The sequence below is a fragment of the Flavobacterium cerinum genome (assembly GCF_024496085.1).
Classification (GTDB): domain Bacteria; phylum Bacteroidota; class Bacteroidia; order Flavobacteriales; family Flavobacteriaceae; genus Flavobacterium; species Flavobacterium cerinum_A.
On record NZ_CP101751.1, the window covers coordinates 402,305 to 425,674 of the forward strand.

Here is a 23,370-nt window from a genome sequence, read left to right on the forward strand (position 1 = left end):
TTTGTATTTTTGTCAAAAAGCATTGCACTTGATTACTTCAACCGATATATTTCAAATCGCATCCAAAAAGGAATTTGAAAAAACCACACTTAAAGTTTTTCGTCACCAGTACGACAACAACAGCGTATACCGGGACTTTTGCACCTTTTTAAAAAAGGATAAAACGAATGTCAAACAAATTAAAGACATTCCTTTTTTACCGATCCAGTTTTTTAAAAGCCATGAGGTTTTAAGCAGTACCGATCCGGCCCAAACCGTCTTTACCAGTAGCGGCACAACGGGAATGAGTACCAGTAAGCATTTTGTAACCGATTTGCGGTATTACGAAGAAAGCTTCCGATTGGGTTTTTCGCAATTCTACGGTAATATTGAAGATTATGTCGTTCTGGCATTACTTCCATCCTATCTCGAACGCGAAGGATCATCCCTAATTTATATGGTAGACGATTTAATTGAGCGATCCAACCAACCGGATAGCGGTTTTTATCTGAACAATTACGATGAACTGATTCAAAAACTGATCACTCTGGACAATCAGGGACAAAATATTGTTTTAATCGGAGTTACCTATGCCTTATTGGATTTAATCGAGATGCATTCTTTTGAGTTAAAAAACACCATTATCATGGAAACCGGCGGAATGAAAGGACGTCGTAAAGAAATCATCCGCGAAGAGTTACACGATATTTTATGCAAAGGTTTCGGCGTTTCTGAAATTCATTCTGAATATGGAATGACAGAATTATTATCGCAGGCCTATTCACTGGGTGACGGTGTTTTCGAATGTCCGCCGTGGATGGATGTATTAATACGCGATACAGAAGACGCTTTGTCTTATATTGAAAATGGTAAAACAGGCGGTATAAATGTAATCGATCTGGCCAATATTAATTCCTGTTCGTTTATTGCCACACAGGATCTCGGCAAAAAATACCCGAACCAGTCTTTTGAAGTATTGGGTCGCTTTGATAATTCCGACATCAGAGGTTGTAATCTGATGGTTTTATAAAAAATATAAGGGAGCTTAAAGCTCCCTTATATTTTTTATACAGCACGAATCACAAAATAATTCTTTTTCCCTCTTTGCAACAACACAAATTGTCCGTTGATAAGATCCGTATTTGTGATCTGATATTCTTCATTCACTTTTTCTTTGTTCACCGCAATCGAGTTTTCCTTTAAAGCTCTACGCGCTTCACTGTTGGAAGCCAGAAAACCGGATTTACCGGATAAAGCTTCGATAATACCCAATCCGGATTCGATTTCCACTTTAGCAATTTCAGCTAACGGCACTCCGTCGAAAACATCCAGAAACGTTTTTTCATCCAATAATCTTAAATCTTCCGATGTTGAATTCCCGAACAAAATATTTGACGCTCTGATTGCATTTTCCAACTCCGCCTTAGAATGTACCATAATGGTAATTTCTTCCGCCAAACGTTTTTGTAATGCTCTTAAATGCGGCTCATTTCTATGCTGCTCGGTTAACGTTTCGATTTCCTCTTTTGTAAGGAACGTAAAGATTTTGATATATTTTTCAGCATCCGCATCGGATGTATTCAACCAGTATTGGTAAAATTTATACGGCGAGGTTCTTTCGGCATCCAACCAGATATTTCCTCCTTCAGATTTTCCGAATTTCGTTCCGTCTGCTTTGGTAATTAACGGACAAGTTAACGCATACGCTTTTCCGCTTTCTTTACGGCGAACTAATTCTGTTCCGGTAGTAATATTACCCCATTGATCACTTCCACCCATTTGTAGTGTACAATTTTTTGCTTTATACAAATGCAAAAAGTCATACCCCTGAACCAGCTGATACGTAAATTCAGTAAAAGACATTCCTTCAGCTGATTCCGATGAAAGGCGTTTTTTTACGGAGTCTTTAGCCATCATGTAGTTTACAGTAATGTGTTTTCCTACATCACGGATAAAATCCAAAAACGAGAATTCCTTCATCCAGTCATAGTTATTCACTAATTCTGCTGCATTAGGCGCATCGGATGTAAAATCAAGAAAACGCGCCAATTGTCCTTTGATCGCATCCTGATTATGACGTAAAGTTGCTTCATCCAACAGGTTTCTTTCGTTCGATTTTCCCGAAGGATCACCGATCATTCCTGTTGCACCGCCCACTAATGCCAATGGTTTATGACCGCTCAACTGAAAATGTTTCAGCATCATAACCCCTACCAAATGTCCAATATGCAATGAATCCGCTGTTGGGTCAATTCCCACATACGCTACCCGCATCTGCTCCAACAAATGTTCTTCCGTGCCTGGCATAACGTCGTGGAGCATTCCTCTCCAAGTCACTTCTTCAATAAAATTCTTCATTTTTTTTCAATTTGCACAAAGATAGTCGAATTAAAGCATTTGAAACACGCTGATTTTTGACATTTTTTGATTTTAAGCTTATTTCTTACTTTTACCAGCGACTATAATTGCTACATTTGTAACTATGATACTTGTTACTGGCGGTACCGGATTAGTAGGCGCTTACCTTCTTCTTGATTTACTTCAAAAAGGGGAAAGTGTTCGTGCTATTTATCGTACAGAAAACAATATTGCATTAACCCGCCGGCTTTTTGAAGCCCATAATGCAAGCTCACTATTTGATCAAATAGATTGGTTTCAGGCTGACATTACCGATGTACCCCGATTAGGAAAGGCATTTCGGGATATTGATTACGTATATCACTGCGCAGCACTAATTTCATTTGATCCGAAAGACGAGGAAAACCTTCGAAAAACAAACATTGAAGGCACTGCCAATATCGTGAATTGTGCGCTCGATTTTAAGGTTAAGAAACTGTGCCATGTGAGCTCAATAGCTGCATTAGGTGACGCACCCGAAGGGCAATCGGTGATTACAGAAGAAACCGATTGGAATCCGGAAAAACTTCACGGTGATTATGCTATTACCAAATTTGGCGCTGAAATGGAAGTGTGGCGCGCTTCACAGGAAGGATTAAACGTAGTTGTTGTTAATCCCGGTATCATTTTCGGAAGTGGCTTTTGGAATAACGGAAGCGGACAAATTTTTAAACAAATTGCATCCGGTTTTCCATTCTATTCCAAAGGACAAACGGGCGTAATTGCCATTGAAGACGTGATCCATATTATGACCGCTTTAATGAACAGCTCGGTTTCCGGAGAACGTTTTACTTTGGTGGCCGAAAACCTACCTTTAAACAATATCTTGTTTGCAATTGCCGATGGTATGTCTAAAAAAAGACCTTCTTTCTATGCGAGTCCCTTAGCAACTTCTATAGCCTGGCGAATCGATTGGTTATTGTCTGCTATTTTATTCCGAAAAAGAAGCTTTACAAAAGCCACGGCCAAATCAGCCCATTCACAGGAAACTTTCAGCCAAAAAAAAATAGTTCAATTACTGAACTATTCCTTTATTCCTATGGAGTCTTACCTTACTACCTTAGCTCAAAAATACGCTACTGCGCATCAACGGGCTTAACTCCTGTTGTTTTTTCTACTTCAACTCCGGCTACTTTTCGCTGTTCATCCAAACGATCAATCACTTTGGCATACAACTTTTTATAACCTTCAACATCCGAAGCATAGTATTTATTACTGGTTTCGATATCCTTAATGCTTACCTTATATTTGTTATAAATAAACTCACTCAGTTTTACATTATTAGTCGTCAACTTCTGGGAATCATAGCCATCTATAGCCTGGTAAATGACAATATCAGTCAATATTCCAACCATTTTTTCTTCCGGAATCAGATTTGCCGGTTTTTGCATTACCGGTTTATCACAGGCAACCATTACACTCAACAAACTAATAAGCAATACGATCTTTCTCATATTTTTATCTATCAAACAACAAACGTTCACCACAACGAATGTCTTTCACTTTTGAATTTACATAAACCAATTGTCCGTTTACCAAAGTATGTGTAATTCTGGATTTGAAATTCGTCCCTTCAAACGGAGACCAACCGCATTTATACAGAATATTTTCTTTTTTCACTGTCCAGGGCTGTCCGGCATTTACGATGGCTAAATCGGCGTAATACCCTTCACGGATAAATCCTCTTTTTTCAACTTTAAAGATTTTGGCCGGATTATGAGCCATTTTTTCCACAATCTTTTCTATTGAAATTTTCCCTTGATGATAGGCTTCAAACATAGCGACTACAGCATGTTGTACTAACGGACCACCGGACGGAGCACTCGTATACAGATTTTGTTTTTCCTCAAGTGTATGCGGCGCGTGATCAGTAGCAATCACATCAATACGATCATCCAATAACGCTTTCCAAAGCTCATCTCTGTCTTTCGCTGTTTTTACAGCCGGATTCCACTTAATAAGCGATCCTTTTTTATCGTAATCGGCATCGGTAAACCATAAATGATGTACACATACTTCCGCTGTAATCTTTTTATCTTCCAACGGAATTTTATTCGTAAACAATTCTGTTTCCTTTGCTGTAGATACGTGAAATATATGCAAACGCGCACCGGTTTTTTTCGCCAGCTCGATCGCTCTTGACGATGAAATATAACAGGCTTCTTCACTTCGGATTAAGTGATGGAATTTTACCGGAATATCGTCACCGTATTCTTCTTTATATTTTTCCAGATTCGCTTTTATTGTTGCTTCATCTTCGCAATGAACCGCAATCAACATCGGCGTACTTGAAAATATTCTTTCCAGCGTCTCTTCATTATCAACCAGCATATTTCCGGTAGATGACCCCAAAAACAATTTGATTCCCGCTACATTTTTAGGATTCGTTTTCAGCACTTCCTCCAGGTTATCATTTGTTCCACCCATCATAAACGAATAATTCGCATATGATGTTTCTGCTGCGATCTGGTATTTTTGCTCTAATAATTCCTGTGTTACCGCATTCGGCACAGTATTCGGTTGTTCAATAAAGGACGTAATCCCACCGGCTACAGCGGCTCTGGATTCGGATGCAATATTTCCTTTATGTGTTAATCCCGGTTCACGGAAATGCACCTGATCATCAATTGCACCCGGAATAAGATAATTTCCTTCGGCATCGATAATAATACAGTCCGATGATTTAGGACTGATACTTGCTGCTATTTCCTTGATATATTTATCTTCAACCAGTACATCTCCTTCAAAGATAACGCCTTCATTTACAATCTTTGCATTTTTTATCAATATCTTATTCATTGTACTTATTTGTCTTATAAACGGTTTATCATTTTTTTGAATCGCAATGTAATAACACCAAAAATGGCCTCTTTGATGATCGCATTGCTCATTTTAGACTGTCCTTTAGTCCGGTCGGTAAAAATAATCGGCACTTCTACTATTTTCTTTTTCTTAACGAATGTTCTGTATTTCATTTCAATTTGAAATGCATATCCGACAAACTTGATTTTATCCAGATTAATCTGTTCTAAAACCTGTCTTCTGTAGCAAATAAAGCCTGCTGTTGCATCGTGGATTTTCATCCCGGTGATCAGATCAACATATACGGAAGCGAAATAGGACAATAACACACGATTTAGCGGCCAATTTACCACATTCACACCGGTAACATATCGGGAGCCGATTGCCATATCCGCTCCTTCTTCACAGGCAGCATATAATCGTTCCAGATCTTTCGGATTATGAGAAAAATCCGCATCCATTTCAAAAACAAAATCGTAATGTCGCGCTAATGCCCATTTAAATCCGTGTACATAAGCCGTTCCCAGTCCTGACTTTTTTTGGCGGACTTCCAGAAACAGCCGATTCGGAAACATCGCCTGCAATTCTTTCACTTTTACAGCGGTACCATCGGGAGAATTGTCATCAACAATTAGCACATCAAACGGAACTGATAAATCAAATACCGCTTTGATGATACTTTCGATATTTTCAATTTCGTTATAAGTAGGAATGACAACTATGCCTGAGCTCATTTTTTACCTAAATTTGCCTGCAAAAATACACTATTTCCGATGGTTGTTTCATAATAAAAGCATAATAAAAATATTCCATTTAAAAATTAGTACTTTTACAGGCATTATGATGGATTTACTATTTACCGAGAGAGTCATTGAAAACAAAGACTGGGCAACTGTACTATTTGTCCTTTGCTTTGCTTTGCTGGCCATCAACAAAACTATATTTGAAGTCCGATTCAACGAATTTATCCGACTGGGTATATCGGATAAATATATTAAAATTTACAAGGACAGCGGTAACATGCAAAGCTGGTTTACGATTTCAATGTTTTTGGTTCAGTTGATTTCGTTTGCCTTTCTTATCCAGATTATCCTGAGTTATTACGGTTTCACAACCAAAACCAACTGGATTTCTTACATCCAGATTGTCACACTTCTGGGCGTATTTATCCTATCAAAATACCTTATCGAAAAGATCATCGCTACTTCATTTAACATTGAGGAGTTTAACGAACAGTTTAATTTACAAAAAGTTAACTATCGCACCTATATTGGTTTACTGGTATTACCCTTAAATTTAGTACTATTTTACAATAATTTTCCATCAAAAAACCTAATTTTAGGCGTTATTATTACTATTTTAATAATAAACATATCAACTTACATACTAACTTTAAAGATTTATCAAAATTTAATACTGGGCAAGCTGTTCTATTTTATTTTGTATCTTTGCACTCTTGAAATAGCCCCCTATTATTTCATGTATTATTGGTTTACAAAAAGTTAGAGCATTACAATTATTTTAATATGAAAGTGAAAACAATCTTGGTTTCTCAACCAGAGCCTAAAGTAGAAAATTCACCGTATTTTGAGTTGCAACAAAAGCTTAAAATCAAAGTCGACTTTAGACCATTCATTCACGTAGAGGGCGTTCCTGCTAAAGAGGTAAGACAGCAAAAAATTGATTTAAACAATTACACTGCCATTATTCTTACCAGTAAAAACTCTGTCGATCATTTCTTCAGAGTTGCCGAGGAAATGCGCTACAAGGTCCCGGAAGACCTGAAATACTTCTGCCAGTCTGAAGCTATCGCTTTCTATCTACAAAAGTATGTTGTTTACAGAAAACGAAAAATCTATGTCGGGCAAAAGGACTTTGTTGATTTGTCGCCGCTGATTAAAAAATACAAAGATGAAAAATTCCTACTCCCTTCATCTGATCAGTTGAACGCTGACATTCCGCAAACACTAAACAATTTAAAGGTAGACTGGACACCCGGTACTTTTTACAGAACTGTAATGAGCGACCTGTCTGACTTAAAAGACGTTTATTATGACGTTCTTGCCTTTTTTAGTCCAACCGGAATTAAATCGTTGTTCAAAAACTTCCCGGACTTCCAACAGAACAATACCCGTATTGCGGTTTTCGGAAGCACCACACAAAAAGAAGCTATAGAAAACGGTTTACGCGTTGATATCATGGCTCCTACACCTGAAACACCATCAATGACAATGGCTTTAGAAAAATACATCGCCAAAGCCAATAAGGAATCCAAAGACAAATAAAACGAAATAAAAAAAGCTTCCGAATCGGAAGCTTTTTTCTTTTTAAACTCTCAAAAAAACAAAATCGAATATATAAAAGGATAAATCCGACTAATTTATTAATCACACATCTTATCTAAACAGATTATGCATGATAGCGCAACAACGCCTCTTTATATGTTAAAAAACTGATCAATCTGTAAAGGACTTTAAAATCCCCGATGCCTTTCGACCTCCGACGAATTTTATTTAATACTCATAAATCCGTCATTCTAATAATTTTATTCTAACTGCTCAAGCCTTTCAAAATTTCAACAGCAACTGGATTTCAACACGATAGCCCCGCTTACTGCTTACTCTCCAGTAACTGTTAAATTCAAAAATACTTTTACTTAAACAACCACTTAAAATTACTGTATTTTGTAGGATAGAAATTACGGTTTTTTCACAAATTTATTACGGATTGCACAAAATGTTAACATAACCCAATCCTAACATTAAAACAACACCAGACCTAACAAAAAAAGAGCCTTTCAATGAAAGGCTCTTTTTTTATTCTTAAAACGTATTATAGTTGCGGACCTGCCTTAACTAAATTCTTACCTTCCTCATTATCGATATATTGTACAAAGTTCTTAATAAACAATCCTGCTAAATCCGTAGCCTTAGTTGTCCATTCAGACGCATCTGCATATGTATTTCTAGGATCTAAAATTTCCGTATTTACACCTTCTAATGCTTTAGGAACTTCCAGATTAAAAATCGGAACAATTTCTGTATCCGCTTTTTCAATTGATCCGTCTAAAATTCGATCAATGATCGCACGGGTATCTTTAATAGAAATACGTTTTCCGGTTCCGTTCCAACCTGTATTTACCATATAAGCCGTTGCATTGTGCTCTTCCATTTTCTTCACCAATTCCTCTCCGTATTGTGTTGGATGTAAACATAAGAATGCTTTTCCGAAACACGCAGAGAAAGTAGGCTCCGGTTGTGTTACACCACGCTCAGTTCCTGCTAATTTAGCTGTAAAACCAGAAAGGAAGAAATATTTAGTTTGCTCCGGTGTTAATTTCGATACCGGCGGCATTACTCCAAATGCATCAGCCGTAAGGAAGATTACCTTAGAAGCATGTCCGGCTTTAGATACCGGTTTTACAATATTATCAATATGATAGATCGGGTAAGACACACGTGTATTTTGTGTTACTGAACCATCTTTAAAATCAATTTTCCCGTCGGCATCAACCGTTACGTTCTCTAATAAAGCATCTTTACGGATTGCATTAAAGATATCCGGCTCGTTTTCTTTACTTAGGTCGATTGTTTTAGCATAACATCCGCCTTCAAAGTTAAACACACCGTCATTATCCCATCCGTGCTCATCATCACCGATTAACTCACGTTTCGGATCTGTTGATAAAGTCGTTTTCCCCGTTCCTGATAATCCGAAGAAAACAGCTACATCACCATCTTTACCTTTATTAGCAGAACAGTGCATTGAAGCAATTCCCTGAAGCGGCAGGTAATAGTTCATCATCGAGAACAATCCTTTTTTCATTTCACCGCCATACCAGGTTCCTCCGATTAACTGGATTTTTTCAGTAAGGTTAAATGCAACATATACTTCCGAATTTAATCCGTGTGCTGCATAATCTTTAAATGATGTTTTCGAACCGTTCATTACTACGAAATCCGGCTCTCCGAAGTTTTCCAACTCCTCTTCCGTAGGACGGATAAACATATTTTTTACAAAATGTGCCTGCCATGCCACTTCCATAATAAAACGCACTTTTAAACGTGTGTTTTCGTTCGCACCACAAAAAGCATCTACTACATACAATTTCTTACCGGATAACTCATCTACAGTAGTCTGTTTTAAAGCATTCCAGGTATCTTGTGAAATCGGCTTATTATCGTTTACCGCTTTTTCCGATGTCCACCAAATTGTATCTTTTGTAATATCGTCTTTAACTATGTATTTATCCTTTGGAGATCTTCCTGTAAATACACCCGTCATAACGTTAACCGCACCCAGCTCCGTCAACTGCCCTTTCTCATACCCCTCTAACTCCGGATTTAATTCTTCATTATATAGGTGATCGTAAGATGGGTTATAAATAATTTCAACCGTGTCTTTGATACCGTATTTTTCTAATGAAATTATATTCGTAACATTCATAACTTAAAAATGTGTTGTTTTGTTATTTAAGAACGCAAAAGTAAAAATTTAATTTTAGAATAATTTTTTTTTAATAAATATTATGCTTTTTTCCTGATTACCTGCATTAAAAGTAGCATCCATGCCAATATCATTAAAAGCCCGCCGATCGGGGTTACAGGTCCCAAAAATTTAAAATCGATACCGGTAGCAGGACTTGTTGCCAACAGATAAATCGATCCGGAAAAAAGCAACACTCCGATAACCGTAAGATAACAAATTATTTTCTTTGTTTTTTCAGTCAGCAACGCGGTTGTCCCTACAAACAAAAGAAACAAGGCATGATACATCTGATATTTCACTCCGGTTTCGAAAGTAGCCAATTGCGTTTCATCCAATACCTTTTTTAGCCCGTGTGCCCCGAAAGCACCTAATATAATAGCGATAGCTCCCATAAAAGCAGCCGCTGCGATAATTTTTCTATTCATTGCTATCTATTTATTTCCAAAGTTACTATTATTTTAAAAAGTTAAATAATGACATTAATCATCTTTTATGTTTTAAAAGAATATAACAAATTCCTATTTTCGTAGACTTTTTAAAACAAACAACCAAACAAACACCATGAGACATATTTTAATCATCGGAGCCGGCCGCTCGGCTTCGTCACTCATAAAATATCTACTGGATAAATCAGAGCAGGAAAATTTACATTTAACAATCGGCGATTTGTCGTTGGAACTGGCACAAAAGAAAACCAACAACCATCCGAGAGCCACTGCAATTGCTTTTGACATTCACAATGAAACACAGCGCAAAGCTGAAATTCAGAAAGCTGATATTGTAATCTCTATGCTTCCGGCATTTTTACATATCGAGGTAGCAAAAGACTGTATTACGTATAAAAAACATATGGTTACAGCTTCTTATATTTCTGATGCCATGCAGGAATTAAACGAGGCGGCAATTGCCAACAGCCTTGTTTTTATGAATGAAATCGGACTCGATCCGGGAATTGATCATATGAGCGCCATGAAAGTATTGGATGAAATTCGCGAAAAAGGCGGAAATGTAATCCTTTTCGAATCATTTTGCGGCGGATTAGTTGCTCCGGAATCCGATACGAATTTATGGAACTATAAATTTACCTGGAATCCGAGAAATGTAGTATTGGCCGGACAAGGCGGTGCTGCTAAATTTATTCAGGAAGGAACTTATAAATATATTCCGTATCACAAACTTTTCAGAAGAACCGAATTTTTGGAAGTGGAAGGTTACGGCCGTTTTGAAGGTTATGCCAACCGCGATTCTTTAAAATACAGAAGTGTTTACGGATTGGATAATGCCTTAACCGTATTCCGCGGAACGATTCGTCGTGTGGGATATTCCAGAGCCTGGGACATGTTTGTACAGTTAGGGATGACTGATGATTCATACACGATTGATAATTCTGAAACGATGAATTACCGCGAATTTGTCAATCTGTTTTTACCGTATCATCCGACGGATTCCGTTGAAATCAAATTACGTCATATCCTAAAAATCGATCAGGATGATGTTGTTTGGGATAAATTACTGGAATTAGATCTGTTTAATGCTAATAAGATCATCGGACTGAAAAATGCGACTCCGGCACAAATTCTGGAAAAAATCCTAACCGATAGCTGGACTTTAGAACCGGACGATAAAGATATGATCGTAATGTATCATAAATTCGGTTACGAAGTAAATGGTGAAAAGAAACAAATTGATGCCACAATGGTTTGCATCGGTGATGACCAAACCTATACTTCAATGGCGAAAACCGTAGGCTTACCGGTAGCAATGGCTACACTTCAAATCCTAAACGGAAATATTAAAACACCGGGTGTACAACTTCCGATAAACAAAGAAGTATATCTTCCGATTTTACAAGAACTGGAAGAATACGGTGTTATTTTTAAAGAACAAGACGTTCCCTATAAAGGATACAAATAGTAGAGAAGCCTGATTATTGAATAATCAGGCTTTTTTATTTCAATTTAGCTTTCATTTTGTAACTTTAGCTATAAATTTACTTACAATGAAGCTAAACTCCTTACAAGTTGAAATGGACGGGATCGATAAAGAGATTCTTCGCTATCTGATGGAAGATGCCCGTAAACCAATATTACAAATCGCAAGTAAAATCGGAATTTCAGGAGCAGCCATTCATCAACGATTACGCAAACTGGAACAAGCCGGTGTGATAACCGGATCCCGTTTTACCGTAAGTCACAAAATACTTGGCTATAGCACTATGGCCTTTGTTGGTATTTATTTGGACAAAGCGTCCCGAAATCCGGAAGCCGTGCGGGAATTAAAAAAGATTCCGGAAGTTCTGGAATGTCATTATACCACCGGAAACTGGAGTATCCTAATCAAACTGATTTGCCATGATAACGAACATCTGATGCAGTTACTGAATAAAAAAATACAAGCCATCGAAGGCGTTTCCCGTACCGAAACCTTTATTTCACTTGATCAACAAATAGAACGTCAAATTCAGTTATAAAAAAATCCGATGCTTTCGCATCGGATTTTTATTTCAAATTGTATTTTATTTAGTCTCTTCTTCCAAAAACCTGAAAAGCCCAGTACAATAGTGAGGCTAACGCTCCTATAGCAGCTACCACATAGGTTCTGGCTGCCCATTTTAAAGCATCTTCCGCACCTGCATATTCCTGTTGGCTTAACATATTTTTATTTTTCAACCAGGCCAATGCTCTGTTACTCGCATCGTATTCTACCGGTAAGGTAATAAAACTGAATGCCGTTGCAATTCCCATCAACACCAATCCTAAAATCGCAATATAAAATCCGAATCCGATTTTAGCTGCCGCTCCTAAGAGCAATCCTCCAATGATTAACCATTGTGACATTCCGGAAGCAACATTAACAATCGGCACCATTTTAGAACGCATCTGCAACATACTATAAGCAGTTGCATGTTGTACCGCGTGTCCGCATTCGTGAGCTGCTACAGCTGCCGCAGCTGCATTTCGTTGGTTGTATACCGCTTCACTCAGGTTTACGGTTTTATCTACCGGATTATAATGATCGGTTAACCTTCCCGGTGTTGAAATAACTCTTACATCGCGAATTCCATTGTCAGCCAGCATTTTTTCGGCAATTTCCGCTCCGGACATCCCGTTACGCAAATGAATTTTTGAGTATTCCTCAAATTTGCTCTTTAACCGATTACTAACAATCCAACTAACTATAGCAATAGCTCCAATTAAAATATAATATCCCAGCATGTTCTTTTCTTTTAGTTCCTAATTTACTAAAAAGAATAGCAAACTGCGCGCCAATTAGCGTTCCGTTAACAAAATCTGCAACTTTGTCAGCGGAATTATCCTACTAAATTGATAATCTTACCAGGTACGATTACTACTTTTTTCGGTGCATTTCCGTTTAGCTGTGCTTTGGTTCGCTCGTCATCCAAGATAATTTTTTCAATTTCTTCAGCGGTAAGATCCATAGGCAACTCAATTTTAAAACGCATCTTTCCGTTAAACGAAACCGGATATTCCTTACTGCTTTCCACTAAATGCTTAGCATCGAAAACCGGGAACGGTACTTGCGAAATCGAGCCTTCATTTCCTAACGCCTGCCACAATTCTTCTGCAATGTGTGGTGCATAAGGCGAAATCAAAATCGCTAACGGTTCTAAAATTGCTTTTTCATTGCATTTTAGTGCCGATAATTCGTTTACCGCAATCATAAATCCGGATACAGAGGTATTAAATGAGAAGTTCTCAATATCTTCCTGTACTTTTTTAATCGTTTTATGTAGCGTCTTTAACGCATCCTTGCCTGGTTCGTTATGGGTTACAATCAAACCGTTGTCATCGAAATACAAACGCCATAGTTTTTTCAGGAATCCGGAAACTCCGGTAATTCCGGCTGTATTCCACGGTTTAGCCTGTTCTAACGGACCTAAGAACATTTCGTACAAACGTAGCGTATCCGCTCCGTATTGCTCGCAAATATCATCAGGGTTTACTACATTATATTTCGACTTGGACATTTTTTCTACTTCACGCCCTACAATGTATTTATCATTTTCATTTGTTATAAAAATCGCTTCTTTATAATCCTGATATAAAGCATGGTTTTTAAACGCTTCTACATCCAATTCATCTGAAGCATTTACCAGATTTACATCGGCATGGATTTTTAATACAGGAACAAAGTCTGCGTGATTTTGCGTAGTTACATATTTATTTTGCGCACTATCAAATACAACACAAACACCTAACTGATCACCTTGTTCAATCAATAGATTTTTAGATGCAAACAATACCGTAGATCCGATTGTAAATCGGTATACAAAGGCACTAGTTCCTAAAATCATCCCTTGATTGATCAACTTTTTAAACGGCTCTTCCGTCGGTGCCAGATTTTTATCTTTTAAGAATTTATTCCAGAATCGGGAATATAACAAGTGTCCGGTAGCATGTTCGTTTCCACCGATATACAAGTCAACATTTTCCCAATATTGCAATGCTTCTTTTGAGGCGAATGCTTCTGTATTATGTGCATCCATATAACGCATCCAATACCAGGAGCTTCCTGCCCAACCCGGCATTGTGTTTAATTCCAACGGGAACACCGTTACATGATTAATTTTATCATTATCAACCACCTTATGATTTACCGTATCCCAGGCCCAAACCGTTGCATTTCCTAACGGCGGTTGCCCGTCTTCCGTTGGCAGGTATTTTTCTACCTCCGGTAAAATGATCGGCAAATGTTCTGTTTCGATCATCTTCGGTAAACCATTCACATAATATACCGGGAACGGTTCTCCCCAATAACGTTGTCTGGAAAAAACGGCATCCCGCAAACGGTAATTCGTTTTTCCTTTCCCTTGTCCCAATTGTTCCAAAGCTTCAATCGCCTTTTGGGTTGCTTTTTTATAATTTAATCCGTTCAGAAAATCCGAATCGGCTATAATTGTATTTTCTTTATCCGAATAAGCTGTTTCCGAAATATCCACGCCTTCGAAAATATTTTTAATCGGAATATTAAAATGATTGGCAAAAGCATAATCTCTTTCATCACCGCAAGGCACCGCCATTACCGCTCCTGTTCCATATCCGGCCAATACATAATCACCAATCCAAACCGGAATCGGTTCTTTTGTAAACGGATGCTCGGCATACGCTCCGGTAAATACTCCGGAAATGGTTTTTACATCGGCCATACGATCTCTTTCGCTACGTTTTGCCGTTGCTTCAACATACGTATCAACTGCTTGTTTTTGTTCCGGCGTTGTAATTTTAGCTACTAAATCGTGTTCCGGTGCTAATGTCATAAAAGTTACACCAAAAATGGTATCAGGACGCGTTGTAAACACTTCGATTGTTTCTTCATGGCCTTTCAGATTAAAAGTCACAGCTGCTCCAACCGATTTCCCGATCCAGTTTCGCTGACTTTCCTTGATACTTTCGCTCCAGTCGATTGTTTCCAATCCTTGTAACAATCTTTCAGCATACGCAGAAATACGCATACTCCATTGTGTCATCTTTTTACGGATCACCGGGTGACCTCCGCGTTCGGATACCCCATTTATAATTTCGTCGTTAGCCAATACCGTTCCTAAAGCCGGACACCAGTTTACTTCTGTTTCCGCCAGATAGGTCAAACGATATTGCAACATGATTTTTTCTTTCTCTTCAGCAGTAAAAGCATTCCATTCTGCTGCCGTAAATGATACAATAGCATCATCGCAAACTGCATTTACTTTTGCGTTACCTTCTTTTTCAAAAAGAGCTGTTAGCGTACTGATATCTTCCGCCTTATCGCTATCGTTATTATACCATGAATTAAACAACTGGATAAAGATCCATTGTGTCCACTTATAATATTCCGGATTGGAAGTACGTACTTCACGGCTCCAGTCGAACGAAAAACCGATTTTATCCAATTGTTCGCGATAACGGGCAATGTTTTCTTTGGTTGTTTTTTCAGGATGTTGTCCGGTCTGAATAGCATATTGCTCAGCCGGTAATCCGAAACTGTCATATCCTTGCGGATGTAACACATTGAATCCTGTGTGGCGTTTGTATCTTGCATAGATATCGGAAGCGATATATCCGAGCGGATGACCAACATGCAGTCCGGCACCTGATGGGTACGGAAACATATCTAATACAAAATACTTAGGCTTAGCTGAATTGTTTTCTGCTTTAAAGGTCTGGTTCTCGGACCAGTACTTTTGCCATTTGGCTTCAATTACGTTTGGATTGTACTTCATTACTCTGAATTGCTATAATACCGGGAATCCCCCCGGCCATGTTATTCTTCTATTCCCCGAATTCCAGGCTTTGGTTTTCAGGCAGGCAAATTTACACTATATTTATAAGAAAGTTAAAACTTTGAACGTTATAAACCTCAAAAACAATTTTCTTTCTTATTTTTACGGCTTAAAACAGATTCTATGGCTACATCTTTTGAAAAGTATCAAAAACGCAGACTTATTTCTTCCTATTTTTCGGTTATTCTAAGTATTTTCCTTGTGTTATTCCTTTTAGGTGCATTGGGGCTTTTTGTTATTAATTCAGAAAAGATTTCCAACGATTTTAAAGAGAATATTCCTATGTCCGTTTATTTTAACAACGAGGCAAACGATAGTATTTTAAAAGCGTTCGGTACCCAATTAACGACCTCAAATTATGTAAAAGATCAATCTTTTGTTTCGAAAGACGATGCGGCCAAAAAACACAAAGACATTATCGGCGAGGATTTTATGGAGTTTTTAGGGTTTAACCCGCTACAAAACTCGTATGACATTCACTTAAAAGGAAATTATGTAGTTTCTGACAGTATTAAAGAAATTGAAGGTGAGATCCGTAAAAATCCAATGGTAACGGAAGTCATTTACGACAAACAATTGGTTGACCTTGTAAATGAAAACGTAAAAAAGATCACTTTTTGGATTTTAATTGTCAGCGGTGTATTGGCTTTTGTGGCGATGCTGCTTATCAATAGTTCATTGCGATTATCCATCCACTCCAATCGTTTTATCATTAAAACAATGCAAATGGTTGGTGCTACTAAATCCTTTATTCGAAAACCGTTTATCTGGAGAAGTATTAAATTGGGATTAATCGGTTCCGGATTGGCTATTGCCGCTTTAATCGGACTTGTTTTTTATGTTGACGGACAATTCCCAAGTCTGGGTATCGCTACTGATTATCTTTCCACAGGAATTGTTTTGGCCGGCGTTCTGGTTGTCGGTATTATCATTACCTGGATCAGCACTTTCTTCGCTACACAACGCTTTTTAAATTTAAGAACCGACGATTTATATTAAGAGTCATCAATTGTATACAATAATGGAAAACGAAAACAAGCACAAGCACGACTTTCTTTTTGAAGGTCTTAATTATAAAATCCTTTTTATCGGTCTTGCCGTAATTGGTTTAGGTTTTATCCTGATGTCCGGCGGAGGTAGTAATGACCCGAACGTTTTCAGTACGGATATTTTTGATTTCAGACGAATCAAATTGGCTCCGACAGTTGTACTGATCGGTTTCGGAATTACCATTTATGCAATAATAAAAAACCCTAAAAAGGATACTTACAAGAATTAAATGGATTTATTACAAGCGCTTATTATTGCCATAATTGAAGGCCTGACTGAGTATTTACCGATTTCTTCCACCGCACATATGGGCTTTACTGCCGCTTTATTGGGAATGGAAGAAACCGAATTTTTAAAAATGTTCCAGGTTTCCATTCAATTTGGCGCCATATTATCCATTGTGGTTTTATACTGGAGAAAGTTTTTCGACTTCTCTAATTTCAATTTTTATTTCAAACTGGCTTTTGCAGTAATTCCTGCATTAGTTTTAGGTTATCTTTTCGATGACAAAATCGAAGCTGTATTAGGCAATCAAATTGCCATATCATCTGTTTTGGTTTTAGGCGGTGTTGTCTTATTATTTATAGACAAGCGCTTTAAAGATCCTAAAATTCACGATGAAAAAGAGATAACTTTTAAGAAAGCAATTACTATCGGTTTTTGGCAATGTTTAGCAATGATGCCGGGAACTTCACGATCAGCTGCATCTATAATCGGCGGTATGACACAAGGTTTAAGCCGAAAAGCAGCCGCTGAGTTTTCTTTTTTCCTTGCCGTACCGACTATGCTGGCCGTTACCGTATATTCCATCTTTGTAAAAACATGGGGAAAAGGAACACCGACAGAAATGAAAGGTTACGAAATGATCTTACAGGATCAAGATCACATTATACTATTCCTTATTGGTAATATTGTTGCTTTTATTGTTGCATTAGTCGCCGTAAAAACGTTTATCAGCGTCCTGACCAAATATGGTTTTAAATTTTGGGGCTGGTACCGGATTATCATCGGAATCGGTTTATTAATTTATTTTTATTCTGCTAAATAATGGAGTCCTTAACCGCTGAACAATTTCAGGAAGGCCAGGTACTTCTAATTGACAAACCGCTAAACTGGTCATCATTCCAGGCTGTAAACAAGATCAAATGGTCACTTAAAAAACACCTGGACTTAAAAAAAATTAAGGTCGGACATGCCGGAACATTGGATCCGTTAGCAACCGGCCTGTTGATTGTCTGCACCGGAAAATTCACCAAGCGTATTCCGGAATTGCAGGGCATGATTAAAGAATACACCGGAACTTTTCATATTGGCGCTACTACTCCGTCCTATGATTTGGAAACCGAAATTGACGCAACTTTTCCAACGGAACATATTACCGAAGAATTGCTATATGAGACGATAGCCCAATTTTTAGGCGAAATCGATCAAAAACCACCGGTATTCTCAGCGATTAAAAAAGACGGAAAACGTTTATATGAACATGCGCGAAAAGGAGAAGAAGTTGAAATCGCCGCCCGTAAAACCGTTATTCATGAATTTGAAATCACCCGTATCGCATTACCGGAAGTGGATTTCAGAGTCGTTTGCAGCAAAGGAACTTATATTCGTTCGCTGGCTTACGATTATGGTTTAGCTTTACAGTCCGGAGCACATTTAACCGCATTGCGACGCACTAAGATCGGAGACTATTCTGTTGACAATGCCATGCCGGTTACCGATTTTGAAGCATCTGTCACACCACAATCTTAAAATAAAAAAGGTACTCAATGAGTACCTTTTTCAATTATTTCAAGCCTTGCATCAACTCCAGTAATTCTTGTTGCGTCGACAATCCTTTATCTTTTAAATACCATTTTTGCAAATCCGTTTTAGCTGTCTCATCAATTACGCCATGTTTCGCTTTATAATCGATGATTAATTGTTTAGCTTCGGCCGGACGTGGTCCCCAATCCCCTAAAACATCATTTGTTGCAGCATCAAGCACGATTAATTTCGGTATTGATCTTCCGCCGTTTGTCAGGAAACGATCCATCAACACTTCATTTTCATCCCTAAACACGATTTTCATATCAATATTCGGTGCCGACACTTCCATCTTATGCAATATCGGTAAAATTTGAGCTGCATCACCACACCATCCTTCCGAAAGAACTAACCAGATGTATTTTTTTTCAATATGCTTTAATCCGTCATTAATAACATCCGGAACGGCTATTGTTTTATCAAGACGATTCATACGAACCTCATTCAATTCACTGTAATGCAACAAATCGTCCGACTGTTCATTTCCGGTTGACTTTCCTTCTTTCAACAATTTCGTCACCAATTCTCTATACTCCTGATACGAATAACTTCTTTTCAGGCTGTCTTCAATATATGTCTCCATTTTATTGTTTATTATGCCCTACAAAGGTAGCGCAAATGGCCTCATTAAAAAGTAACAAAAGTAACAATCGAATGGACAAAAAGTGTAACTTTATCTTTTTACAACAGAGATGGATTTACAAACTAAATCAATTGGTCTGATCCTTTCCGGTGGCGGTACCAAAGGATTAGCCCATGCCGGCGCGCTTAAATTTTTAGAAGAAATAAACATCCGCCCGATTCAGATAGCCGGAACCAGCGCCGGATCAATCATCGGAGCTTTATACGCCTGGGGCAAGTCACCCGAGCAGATTCTGGAATTCTTTAAGTCAATTTATTTTTTCCATTGGAAACATTTTACGCTAAAAAAAGCCGGACTGATCGATTCAGAGTCGTTTAAAAAATATTTTTCCTCCATTTTTGAAGAAGCCACTTTAGCCGATTTAAAAGTCCAAACGCATATCACTGCAACGGATATGGTTAAAGGGAAACTAAAAATTTTCAGTCCCGATACCAAAATTGTGGATGCGATTCTGGCTTCCTCCTCTTTCCCCGGTGTAATGTCACCTTATGAAATCAAAGGAAGTATTTACAGTGACGGCGGAATTCTGAATCATTTCCCGACAGATATCCTGCAAGGTCGTTGTGATACCCTTATCGGTGTTTATGTAAGTCCGATCCAAAAAATTGAAGCTAAAGACTTATCCTCAATAAAAGCAGTAACCACAAGGGCTTTCGATTTACTTTCCGCTAATTCCAATATGCAGAAATTCAACAACTGTGATTGGGTTATCGAGCCGGAGGAACTGAGTATTTTCAGTACGTTTGAAACCAATAAAAACCGGATGGAAACCATTTTTAATATCGGATATGAAGCTGCAAAAAAATCGTATCTTGAATTAAAATTGTAAGACAACCCTGTTTTTATTTCACGCTCTCCGCTTGTTAAAGAAATATTTACGGAGTTCGTTTTAAAAAAACAGATAATAACTATATTTGCACCACTAAACAAAACTTGCAATGAAATACAAAAGAATCCTTTTGAAATTAAGTGGTGAAGCTTTAATGGGTGAGCGACAATATGGTATTGATCCGAAAAGATTAGCTGAATATGCGACTGAAATCAAACAAATCCATGATAAAGGTGTTGAAATCGCTATTGTTATCGGAGGCGGAAACATTTTTAGAGGTGTAGCCGGAGCCAGTAACGGAATGGATAGAGTTCAGGGGGATTATATGGGAATGTTAGCTACTGTAATTAACGGAATGGCTTTACAAGGTGCTTTGGAAGAAGCCGGAATGCAAACCCGTTTACAAACAGCGTTAAAGATCGAGGCTATCGCTGAACCTTATATTAAAAGAAGAGCTGTACGTCATCTTGAAAAAGGAAGAATTGTTATCTTCGGAGCCGGAACCGGTAATCCTTATTTCACAACCGATACTGCCGCAGTTTTAAGAGGTGTTGAAATTAATGCTGATGTTATCCTGAAAGGAACACGCGTAGACGGAGTATATACTGCCGATCCGGAAAAAGATGCAAATGCCGTGAAATTCGACAATATCACGTTTGATGATGTATTGAAAAAAGGTCTAAATGTAATGGACACAACTGCCTTTACATTAAGTCAGGAAAACGAATTGCCTATTATCGTTTTCGACATGAATAAAGAAGGTAATTTATTAAAAGTTTGTGAAGGAGAAACAGTTGGTACAACTGTAAATATTTAATTTTGAATTATAAAAATTAGTATCATGACGGAAGAAATTAATTTTGTTTTAGATAGTACAAAAGAATCCATGAACGATTCTTTAGCTCACCTGGAAAAATCATTCCTGAACATTCGTGCCGGGAAAGCTTCTCCTCAAATGCTGGGTAGTGTTTTTGTAGACTATTACGGTTCGCAGACACCCCTTTCTCAGGTGGCCAACGTAAATACGCCGGATGCGCGTACGATTACTGTTACGCCATGGGAAAAAGCCATGTTACAACCTATCGAAAAAGCCATTATGATTGCCAATCTTGGTTTTAATCCGATGAATAACGGAGACAATATCATTATTAGTGTTCCGCCATTAACCGAAGAGCGTCGTCGTGACTTAGTAAAACAAGCCAAATCGGAAGCGGAAGATGCTAAAATCAGCATCCGTAATGCCAGAAAAGAGGCAAATACCGAAATTAAAAAATTAGAAAAAGACGGAACTTCAGAAGACATTTGTAAAAGCGCTGAAGAAGACGTTCAGAAATTAACGGATATTTACATTAAAAAAATTGATGAGGCTTTGGTAACAAAAGAAGCCGAAATCATGAAAGTATAAGTAAAAGATCCGCTCAACAGCGGATTTTTTATTGATACATCTTTTATAGTCTGCTCTGGTTTTAAATTCAATTAAGAAGCTATCTTTTTGACAGGCTTTTTATTACCTTTGCGGGCACTATAATTTTTTTTCAACTAAAATCAATATAAAAATCACTACAATGAAGCACACTAAAGTTAAAGACCTGCTAAACGGTACGAAGACATTACATGAAGTAAAAGCAAAAGGTTGGGTTAGAACATTTAGAAATAATCAGTTTATCGCGTTAAATGACGGTTCTACGATAAATAATATTCAGTGCGTTGTTGATTTTGAAAATACTCCGGATGAAATCCTAAAAAGAATCACTACCGGTGCAGCCGTTAGTATTACCGGAACTTTAGTAGAAAGTCAGGGTGCCGGACAATCTGTAGAAATCCAGGTGACCAAATTGGAAATCCTAGGTGATTCCGATCCGGAAAAATATCCGATGCAACCTAAGAAACACTCATTGGAATTTTTACGTGAAAATGCCCATTTACGCATCCGTACAAATGCTTTCGGAGCCATCATGCGAGTACGTTCTACCTTGTCATTTGCCGTACATCAATATTTTCAGGAAAAAGGGTTTTTCTATGTAAACACGCCTATTATTACCGGATCTGATGCGGAAGGTGCGGGAGAAATGTTCCGCGTAACAGCACTTCCTTTTGACGGTACGCCAAGAACGGAAGACGGAAAAGTAAACTTTAAAGAAGATTTCTTCGGCAAAGAAACCAACTTAACCGTTTCCGGTCAGCTGGAAGGAGAAACGTATGCAATGGCTTTAGGTCAGATTTATACATTCGGCCCTACATTCAGAGCTGAAAATTCGAATACATCACGTCACTTAGCTGAATTCTGGATGATCGAGCCTGAAGTTGCTTTTAACAACCTGGCGGACAACATGGATCTAGCGGAAGATTTTATCAAATATGTTATTAAATATACTGTTGATAAATGTGGTGATGACTTAAAATTCCTGGAGCAACGCTTACTGGATGAAGAGAAATCAAAACCACAGGCGGAAAGAAGTGAAATGGCGCTATTGGAAAAATTAAGCTTTGTAATGGACAATAACTTCAAACGTGTAAGCTATACGGAAGCAATTGACATTTTAAAAAGCTCAAAACCGAATAAAAACAAAAAATTCAACTATATCATCGACGAATGGGGTGCTGACTTACAAAGTGAGCACGAGCGTTACCTTGTTGAAAAGCACTTTAAATGCCCGGTAATTCTATTTGATTATCCGGCTAAAATCAAGGCTTTCTACATGCGTTTAAATGAAGACGGAAAAACGGTACGCGCCATGGACATTCTTTTTCCAGGTATCGGAGAGATTGTCGGAGGTTCACAAAGAGAAGAGCGTTTGGACGTATTGTTACAAAAAATCGCAGACCTTGGAATCGATGAAAAAGAACTATGGTGGTATCTGGATACCCGTCGTTTCGGAACAGCTGTTCACAGTGGTTTCGGACTTGGTTTTGAAAGACTGGTATTATTTGTGACCGGAATGTCAAACATCCGTGACGTAATTCCGTTCCCGAGAACACCGCAAAACGCTGAATTTTAATACTGAATATTTTTAATAATCAGGCTGCTTTAACCTGCTGATGAAAATGTGTTAATTTTCACACTCTGTTACAGTACCAGCCAAAGAAATAGTAACC

The 23,370-nt window shown here is 38.0% G+C and carries 23 protein-coding genes; 14 read left to right on the forward strand and 9 right to left on the reverse strand.

The features are described 5' to 3' along the window. Window positions 1-28 precede the first annotated feature (28 nt). Window positions 29-1,009 carry a LuxE/PaaK family acyltransferase gene (locus NOX80_RS01725; protein ID WP_256551616.1) on the forward strand — a complete coding sequence of 327 codons (981 nt, stop codon included), beginning with the start codon at window positions 29-31 and terminating at the stop codon, window positions 1,007-1,009. A 35-nt stretch (window positions 1,010-1,044) separates the two neighbouring features. On the opposite strand, the gene tyrS is transcribed toward NOX80_RS01725, so the two are convergent. Beyond that, window positions 1,045-2,337 (reverse strand): tyrosine--tRNA ligase, encoded by a 1,293-nt coding sequence (tyrS, locus tag NOX80_RS01730; RefSeq protein ID WP_256551617.1) that lies wholly within the window; start codon window positions 2,335-2,337, stop codon window positions 1,045-1,047. 124 nt (window positions 2,338-2,461) lie between these two features. Here tyrS and NOX80_RS01735 point away from each other — a divergent pair, with 124 nt between their 5' ends. Continuing rightward, the gene (locus NOX80_RS01735) at window positions 2,462-3,475 is read left to right on the forward strand and encodes an NAD-dependent epimerase/dehydratase family protein (protein WP_256551618.1); all 1,014 of its coding nucleotides are present in this window, start codon (window positions 2,462-2,464) and stop codon (window positions 3,473-3,475) included. Here NOX80_RS01735 and NOX80_RS01740 read toward each other — a convergent pair. From NOX80_RS01740 to NOX80_RS01750, 3 genes are read right to left on the reverse strand one after another with little or no spacing between them, the layout of a single operon-like run. Next, window positions 3,453-3,830 carry a DUF4296 domain-containing protein gene (locus NOX80_RS01740; protein WP_256551619.1) on the reverse strand — a complete coding sequence of 126 codons (378 nt, stop codon included), beginning with the start codon at window positions 3,828-3,830 and terminating at the stop codon, window positions 3,453-3,455. The two genes, NOX80_RS01735 and NOX80_RS01740, sit on opposite strands and share 23 nt — an antisense overlap. Before the next feature lie 4 nt (window positions 3,831-3,834). Beyond that, window positions 3,835-5,175, reverse strand: coding sequence for a dihydroorotase (locus NOX80_RS01745; protein WP_256551620.1), 1,341 nt, complete (start codon window positions 5,173-5,175; stop codon window positions 3,835-3,837). Between the two features lie 14 nt (window positions 5,176-5,189). After that, window positions 5,190-5,912 (reverse strand): polyprenol monophosphomannose synthase, encoded by a 723-nt coding sequence (locus NOX80_RS01750; protein WP_256551621.1) that lies wholly within the window; start codon window positions 5,910-5,912, stop codon window positions 5,190-5,192. A gap of 106 nt (window positions 5,913-6,018) precedes the next feature. Between NOX80_RS01750 and NOX80_RS01755 the strand changes: the two genes are divergently transcribed. Both NOX80_RS01755 and NOX80_RS01760 read left to right on the forward strand, forming a co-directional pair. After that, the gene (locus NOX80_RS01755; protein ID WP_256551622.1) at window positions 6,019-6,684 is read left to right on the forward strand and encodes a DUF4271 domain-containing protein; all 666 of its coding nucleotides are present in this window, start codon (window positions 6,019-6,021) and stop codon (window positions 6,682-6,684) included. 20 nt (window positions 6,685-6,704) lie between these two features. Beyond that, window positions 6,705-7,463, forward strand: a complete 759-nt coding sequence (locus NOX80_RS01760) for a uroporphyrinogen-III synthase (RefSeq protein WP_256551623.1) — start codon at window positions 6,705-6,707, stop codon at window positions 7,461-7,463. 547 nt (window positions 7,464-8,010) lie between these two features. On the opposite strand, the gene pckA is transcribed toward NOX80_RS01760, so the two are convergent. Continuing rightward, window positions 8,011-9,624, reverse strand: a complete 1,614-nt coding sequence (pckA, locus tag NOX80_RS01765; RefSeq protein WP_256551624.1) for a phosphoenolpyruvate carboxykinase (ATP) — start codon at window positions 9,622-9,624, stop codon at window positions 8,011-8,013. An 80-nt stretch (window positions 9,625-9,704) separates the two neighbouring features. Next, window positions 9,705-10,091 (reverse strand): DUF423 domain-containing protein, encoded by a 387-nt coding sequence (locus tag NOX80_RS01770; RefSeq protein WP_256551625.1) that lies wholly within the window; start codon window positions 10,089-10,091, stop codon window positions 9,705-9,707. 136 nt (window positions 10,092-10,227) lie between these two features. Between NOX80_RS01770 and NOX80_RS01775 the strand changes: the two genes are divergently transcribed. Beyond that, window positions 10,228-11,580, forward strand: coding sequence for a saccharopine dehydrogenase family protein (locus NOX80_RS01775; protein WP_256551626.1), 1,353 nt, complete (start codon window positions 10,228-10,230; stop codon window positions 11,578-11,580). An 85-nt stretch (window positions 11,581-11,665) separates the two neighbouring features. After that, window positions 11,666-12,136 carry an Lrp/AsnC family transcriptional regulator gene (locus NOX80_RS01780; RefSeq protein ID WP_136403967.1) on the forward strand — a complete coding sequence of 157 codons (471 nt, stop codon included), beginning with the start codon at window positions 11,666-11,668 and terminating at the stop codon, window positions 12,134-12,136. Window positions 12,137-12,185: 49 nt separating this feature from the next. On the opposite strand, the gene NOX80_RS01785 is transcribed toward NOX80_RS01780, so the two are convergent. Next, window positions 12,186-12,881 (reverse strand): zinc metallopeptidase, encoded by a 696-nt coding sequence (locus tag NOX80_RS01785; RefSeq protein ID WP_256551627.1) that lies wholly within the window; start codon window positions 12,879-12,881, stop codon window positions 12,186-12,188. Window positions 12,882-12,976: 95 nt separating this feature from the next. Then, window positions 12,977-15,886, reverse strand: a complete 2,910-nt coding sequence (locus tag NOX80_RS01790) for a leucine--tRNA ligase (RefSeq protein ID WP_256551628.1) — start codon at window positions 15,884-15,886, stop codon at window positions 12,977-12,979. A gap of 183 nt (window positions 15,887-16,069) precedes the next feature. Here NOX80_RS01790 and NOX80_RS01795 point away from each other — a divergent pair, with 183 nt between their 5' ends. From NOX80_RS01795 to truB, 4 genes are read left to right on the forward strand one after another with little or no spacing between them, the layout of a single operon-like run. Further along, a complete protein-coding gene (locus NOX80_RS01795; protein ID WP_256551629.1) occupies window positions 16,070-16,945 on the forward strand; it encodes a cell division protein FtsX in 876 nt (291 codons plus the stop codon). 22 nt (window positions 16,946-16,967) lie between these two features. Next, window positions 16,968-17,225 (forward strand): DUF3098 domain-containing protein, encoded by a 258-nt coding sequence (locus NOX80_RS01800; protein WP_256551630.1) that lies wholly within the window; start codon window positions 16,968-16,970, stop codon window positions 17,223-17,225. Further along, complete coding sequence (locus tag NOX80_RS01805) at window positions 17,226-18,044, forward strand: undecaprenyl-diphosphate phosphatase (RefSeq protein ID WP_256551631.1); 819 nt, start codon at window positions 17,226-17,228, stop codon at window positions 18,042-18,044. After that, entirely contained in the window at window positions 18,044-18,748 is a 705-nt protein-coding gene (gene truB, locus NOX80_RS01810; RefSeq protein WP_256551632.1) for a tRNA pseudouridine(55) synthase TruB, read from the forward strand. The genes NOX80_RS01805 and truB overlap by 1 nt, the downstream gene beginning before the upstream one ends. A 34-nt stretch (window positions 18,749-18,782) precedes the next feature. Here the strand turns inward: truB and NOX80_RS01815 are convergent, their stop codons facing one another. Beyond that, window positions 18,783-19,385: a thioredoxin family protein gene (locus NOX80_RS01815; protein ID WP_256551633.1), complete on the reverse strand. Its 603-nt coding sequence runs from the start codon at window positions 19,383-19,385 to the stop codon at window positions 18,783-18,785. Window positions 19,386-19,494: 109 nt separating this feature from the next. Between NOX80_RS01815 and NOX80_RS01820 the strand changes: the two genes are divergently transcribed. The 4 genes from NOX80_RS01820 to asnS all read left to right on the forward strand — a co-directional run bounded on the left by NOX80_RS01820 (window position 19,495) and on the right by asnS (window position 23,273). Then, window positions 19,495-20,274, forward strand: a complete 780-nt coding sequence (locus tag NOX80_RS01820) for a patatin-like phospholipase family protein (RefSeq protein ID WP_256551634.1) — start codon at window positions 19,495-19,497, stop codon at window positions 20,272-20,274. A 109-nt stretch (window positions 20,275-20,383) separates the two neighbouring features. Beyond that, on the forward strand, window positions 20,384-21,091 hold the full coding sequence (pyrH, locus tag NOX80_RS01825) for a UMP kinase (RefSeq protein WP_256551635.1): 708 nt from the start codon (window positions 20,384-20,386) through the stop codon (window positions 21,089-21,091). A gap of 24 nt (window positions 21,092-21,115) precedes the next feature. Then, complete coding sequence (frr, locus tag NOX80_RS01830; RefSeq protein ID WP_256551636.1) at window positions 21,116-21,679, forward strand: ribosome recycling factor; 564 nt, start codon at window positions 21,116-21,118, stop codon at window positions 21,677-21,679. A 160-nt stretch (window positions 21,680-21,839) separates the two neighbouring features. Continuing rightward, window positions 21,840-23,273 carry an asparagine--tRNA ligase gene (gene asnS, locus NOX80_RS01835; RefSeq protein ID WP_256551637.1) on the forward strand — a complete coding sequence of 478 codons (1,434 nt, stop codon included), beginning with the start codon at window positions 21,840-21,842 and terminating at the stop codon, window positions 23,271-23,273. The last annotated feature ends 97 nt before the right edge of the window (window positions 23,274-23,370 follow it).

Bases quoted from the DNA above. Each gene is read 5' to 3' on its own strand.
- tyrS (WP_256551617.1), bottom strand. From the start codon at position 2,337: ATGAAGAATTTTATTGAAGAAGTGACTTGGAGAGGAATGCTCCACGAC.
- NOX80_RS01735 (WP_256551618.1), top strand. From the start codon at position 2,462: ATGATACTTGTTACTGGCGGTACCGGATTAGTAGGCGCTTACCTTCTT.
- NOX80_RS01740 (WP_256551619.1), bottom strand. From the start codon at position 3,830: ATGAGAAAGATCGTATTGCTTATTAGTTTGTTGAGTGTAATGGTTGCC.
- NOX80_RS01745 (WP_256551620.1), bottom strand. From the start codon at position 5,175: ATGAATAAGATATTGATAAAAAATGCAAAGATTGTAAATGAAGGCGTT.
- NOX80_RS01750 (WP_256551621.1), bottom strand. From the start codon at position 5,912: ATGAGCTCAGGCATAGTTGTCATTCCTACTTATAACGAAATTGAAAAT.
- NOX80_RS01755 (WP_256551622.1), top strand. From the start codon at position 6,019: ATGATGGATTTACTATTTACCGAGAGAGTCATTGAAAACAAAGACTGG.
- NOX80_RS01760 (WP_256551623.1), top strand. From the start codon at position 6,705: ATGAAAGTGAAAACAATCTTGGTTTCTCAACCAGAGCCTAAAGTAGAA.
- pckA (WP_256551624.1), bottom strand. From the start codon at position 9,624: ATGAATGTTACGAATATAATTTCATTAGAAAAATACGGTATCAAAGAC.
- NOX80_RS01770 (WP_256551625.1), bottom strand. From the start codon at position 10,091: ATGAATAGAAAAATTATCGCAGCGGCTGCTTTTATGGGAGCTATCGCT.
- NOX80_RS01775 (WP_256551626.1), top strand. From the start codon at position 10,228: ATGAGACATATTTTAATCATCGGAGCCGGCCGCTCGGCTTCGTCACTC.
- NOX80_RS01780 (WP_136403967.1), top strand. From the start codon at position 11,666: ATGAAGCTAAACTCCTTACAAGTTGAAATGGACGGGATCGATAAAGAG.
- NOX80_RS01785 (WP_256551627.1), bottom strand. From the start codon at position 12,881: ATGCTGGGATATTATATTTTAATTGGAGCTATTGCTATAGTTAGTTGG.
- NOX80_RS01790 (WP_256551628.1), bottom strand. From the start codon at position 15,886: ATGAAGTACAATCCAAACGTAATTGAAGCCAAATGGCAAAAGTACTGG.
- NOX80_RS01795 (WP_256551629.1), top strand. From the start codon at position 16,070: ATGGCTACATCTTTTGAAAAGTATCAAAAACGCAGACTTATTTCTTCC.
- NOX80_RS01800 (WP_256551630.1), top strand. From the start codon at position 16,968: ATGGAAAACGAAAACAAGCACAAGCACGACTTTCTTTTTGAAGGTCTT.
- NOX80_RS01805 (WP_256551631.1), top strand. From the start codon at position 17,226: ATGGATTTATTACAAGCGCTTATTATTGCCATAATTGAAGGCCTGACT.
- truB (WP_256551632.1), top strand. From the start codon at position 18,044: ATGGAGTCCTTAACCGCTGAACAATTTCAGGAAGGCCAGGTACTTCTA.
- NOX80_RS01815 (WP_256551633.1), bottom strand. From the start codon at position 19,385: ATGGAGACATATATTGAAGACAGCCTGAAAAGAAGTTATTCGTATCAG.
- NOX80_RS01820 (WP_256551634.1), top strand. From the start codon at position 19,495: ATGGATTTACAAACTAAATCAATTGGTCTGATCCTTTCCGGTGGCGGT.
- pyrH (WP_256551635.1), top strand. From the start codon at position 20,384: ATGAAATACAAAAGAATCCTTTTGAAATTAAGTGGTGAAGCTTTAATG.
- frr (WP_256551636.1), top strand. From the start codon at position 21,116: ATGACGGAAGAAATTAATTTTGTTTTAGATAGTACAAAAGAATCCATG.
- asnS (WP_256551637.1), top strand. From the start codon at position 21,840: ATGAAGCACACTAAAGTTAAAGACCTGCTAAACGGTACGAAGACATTA.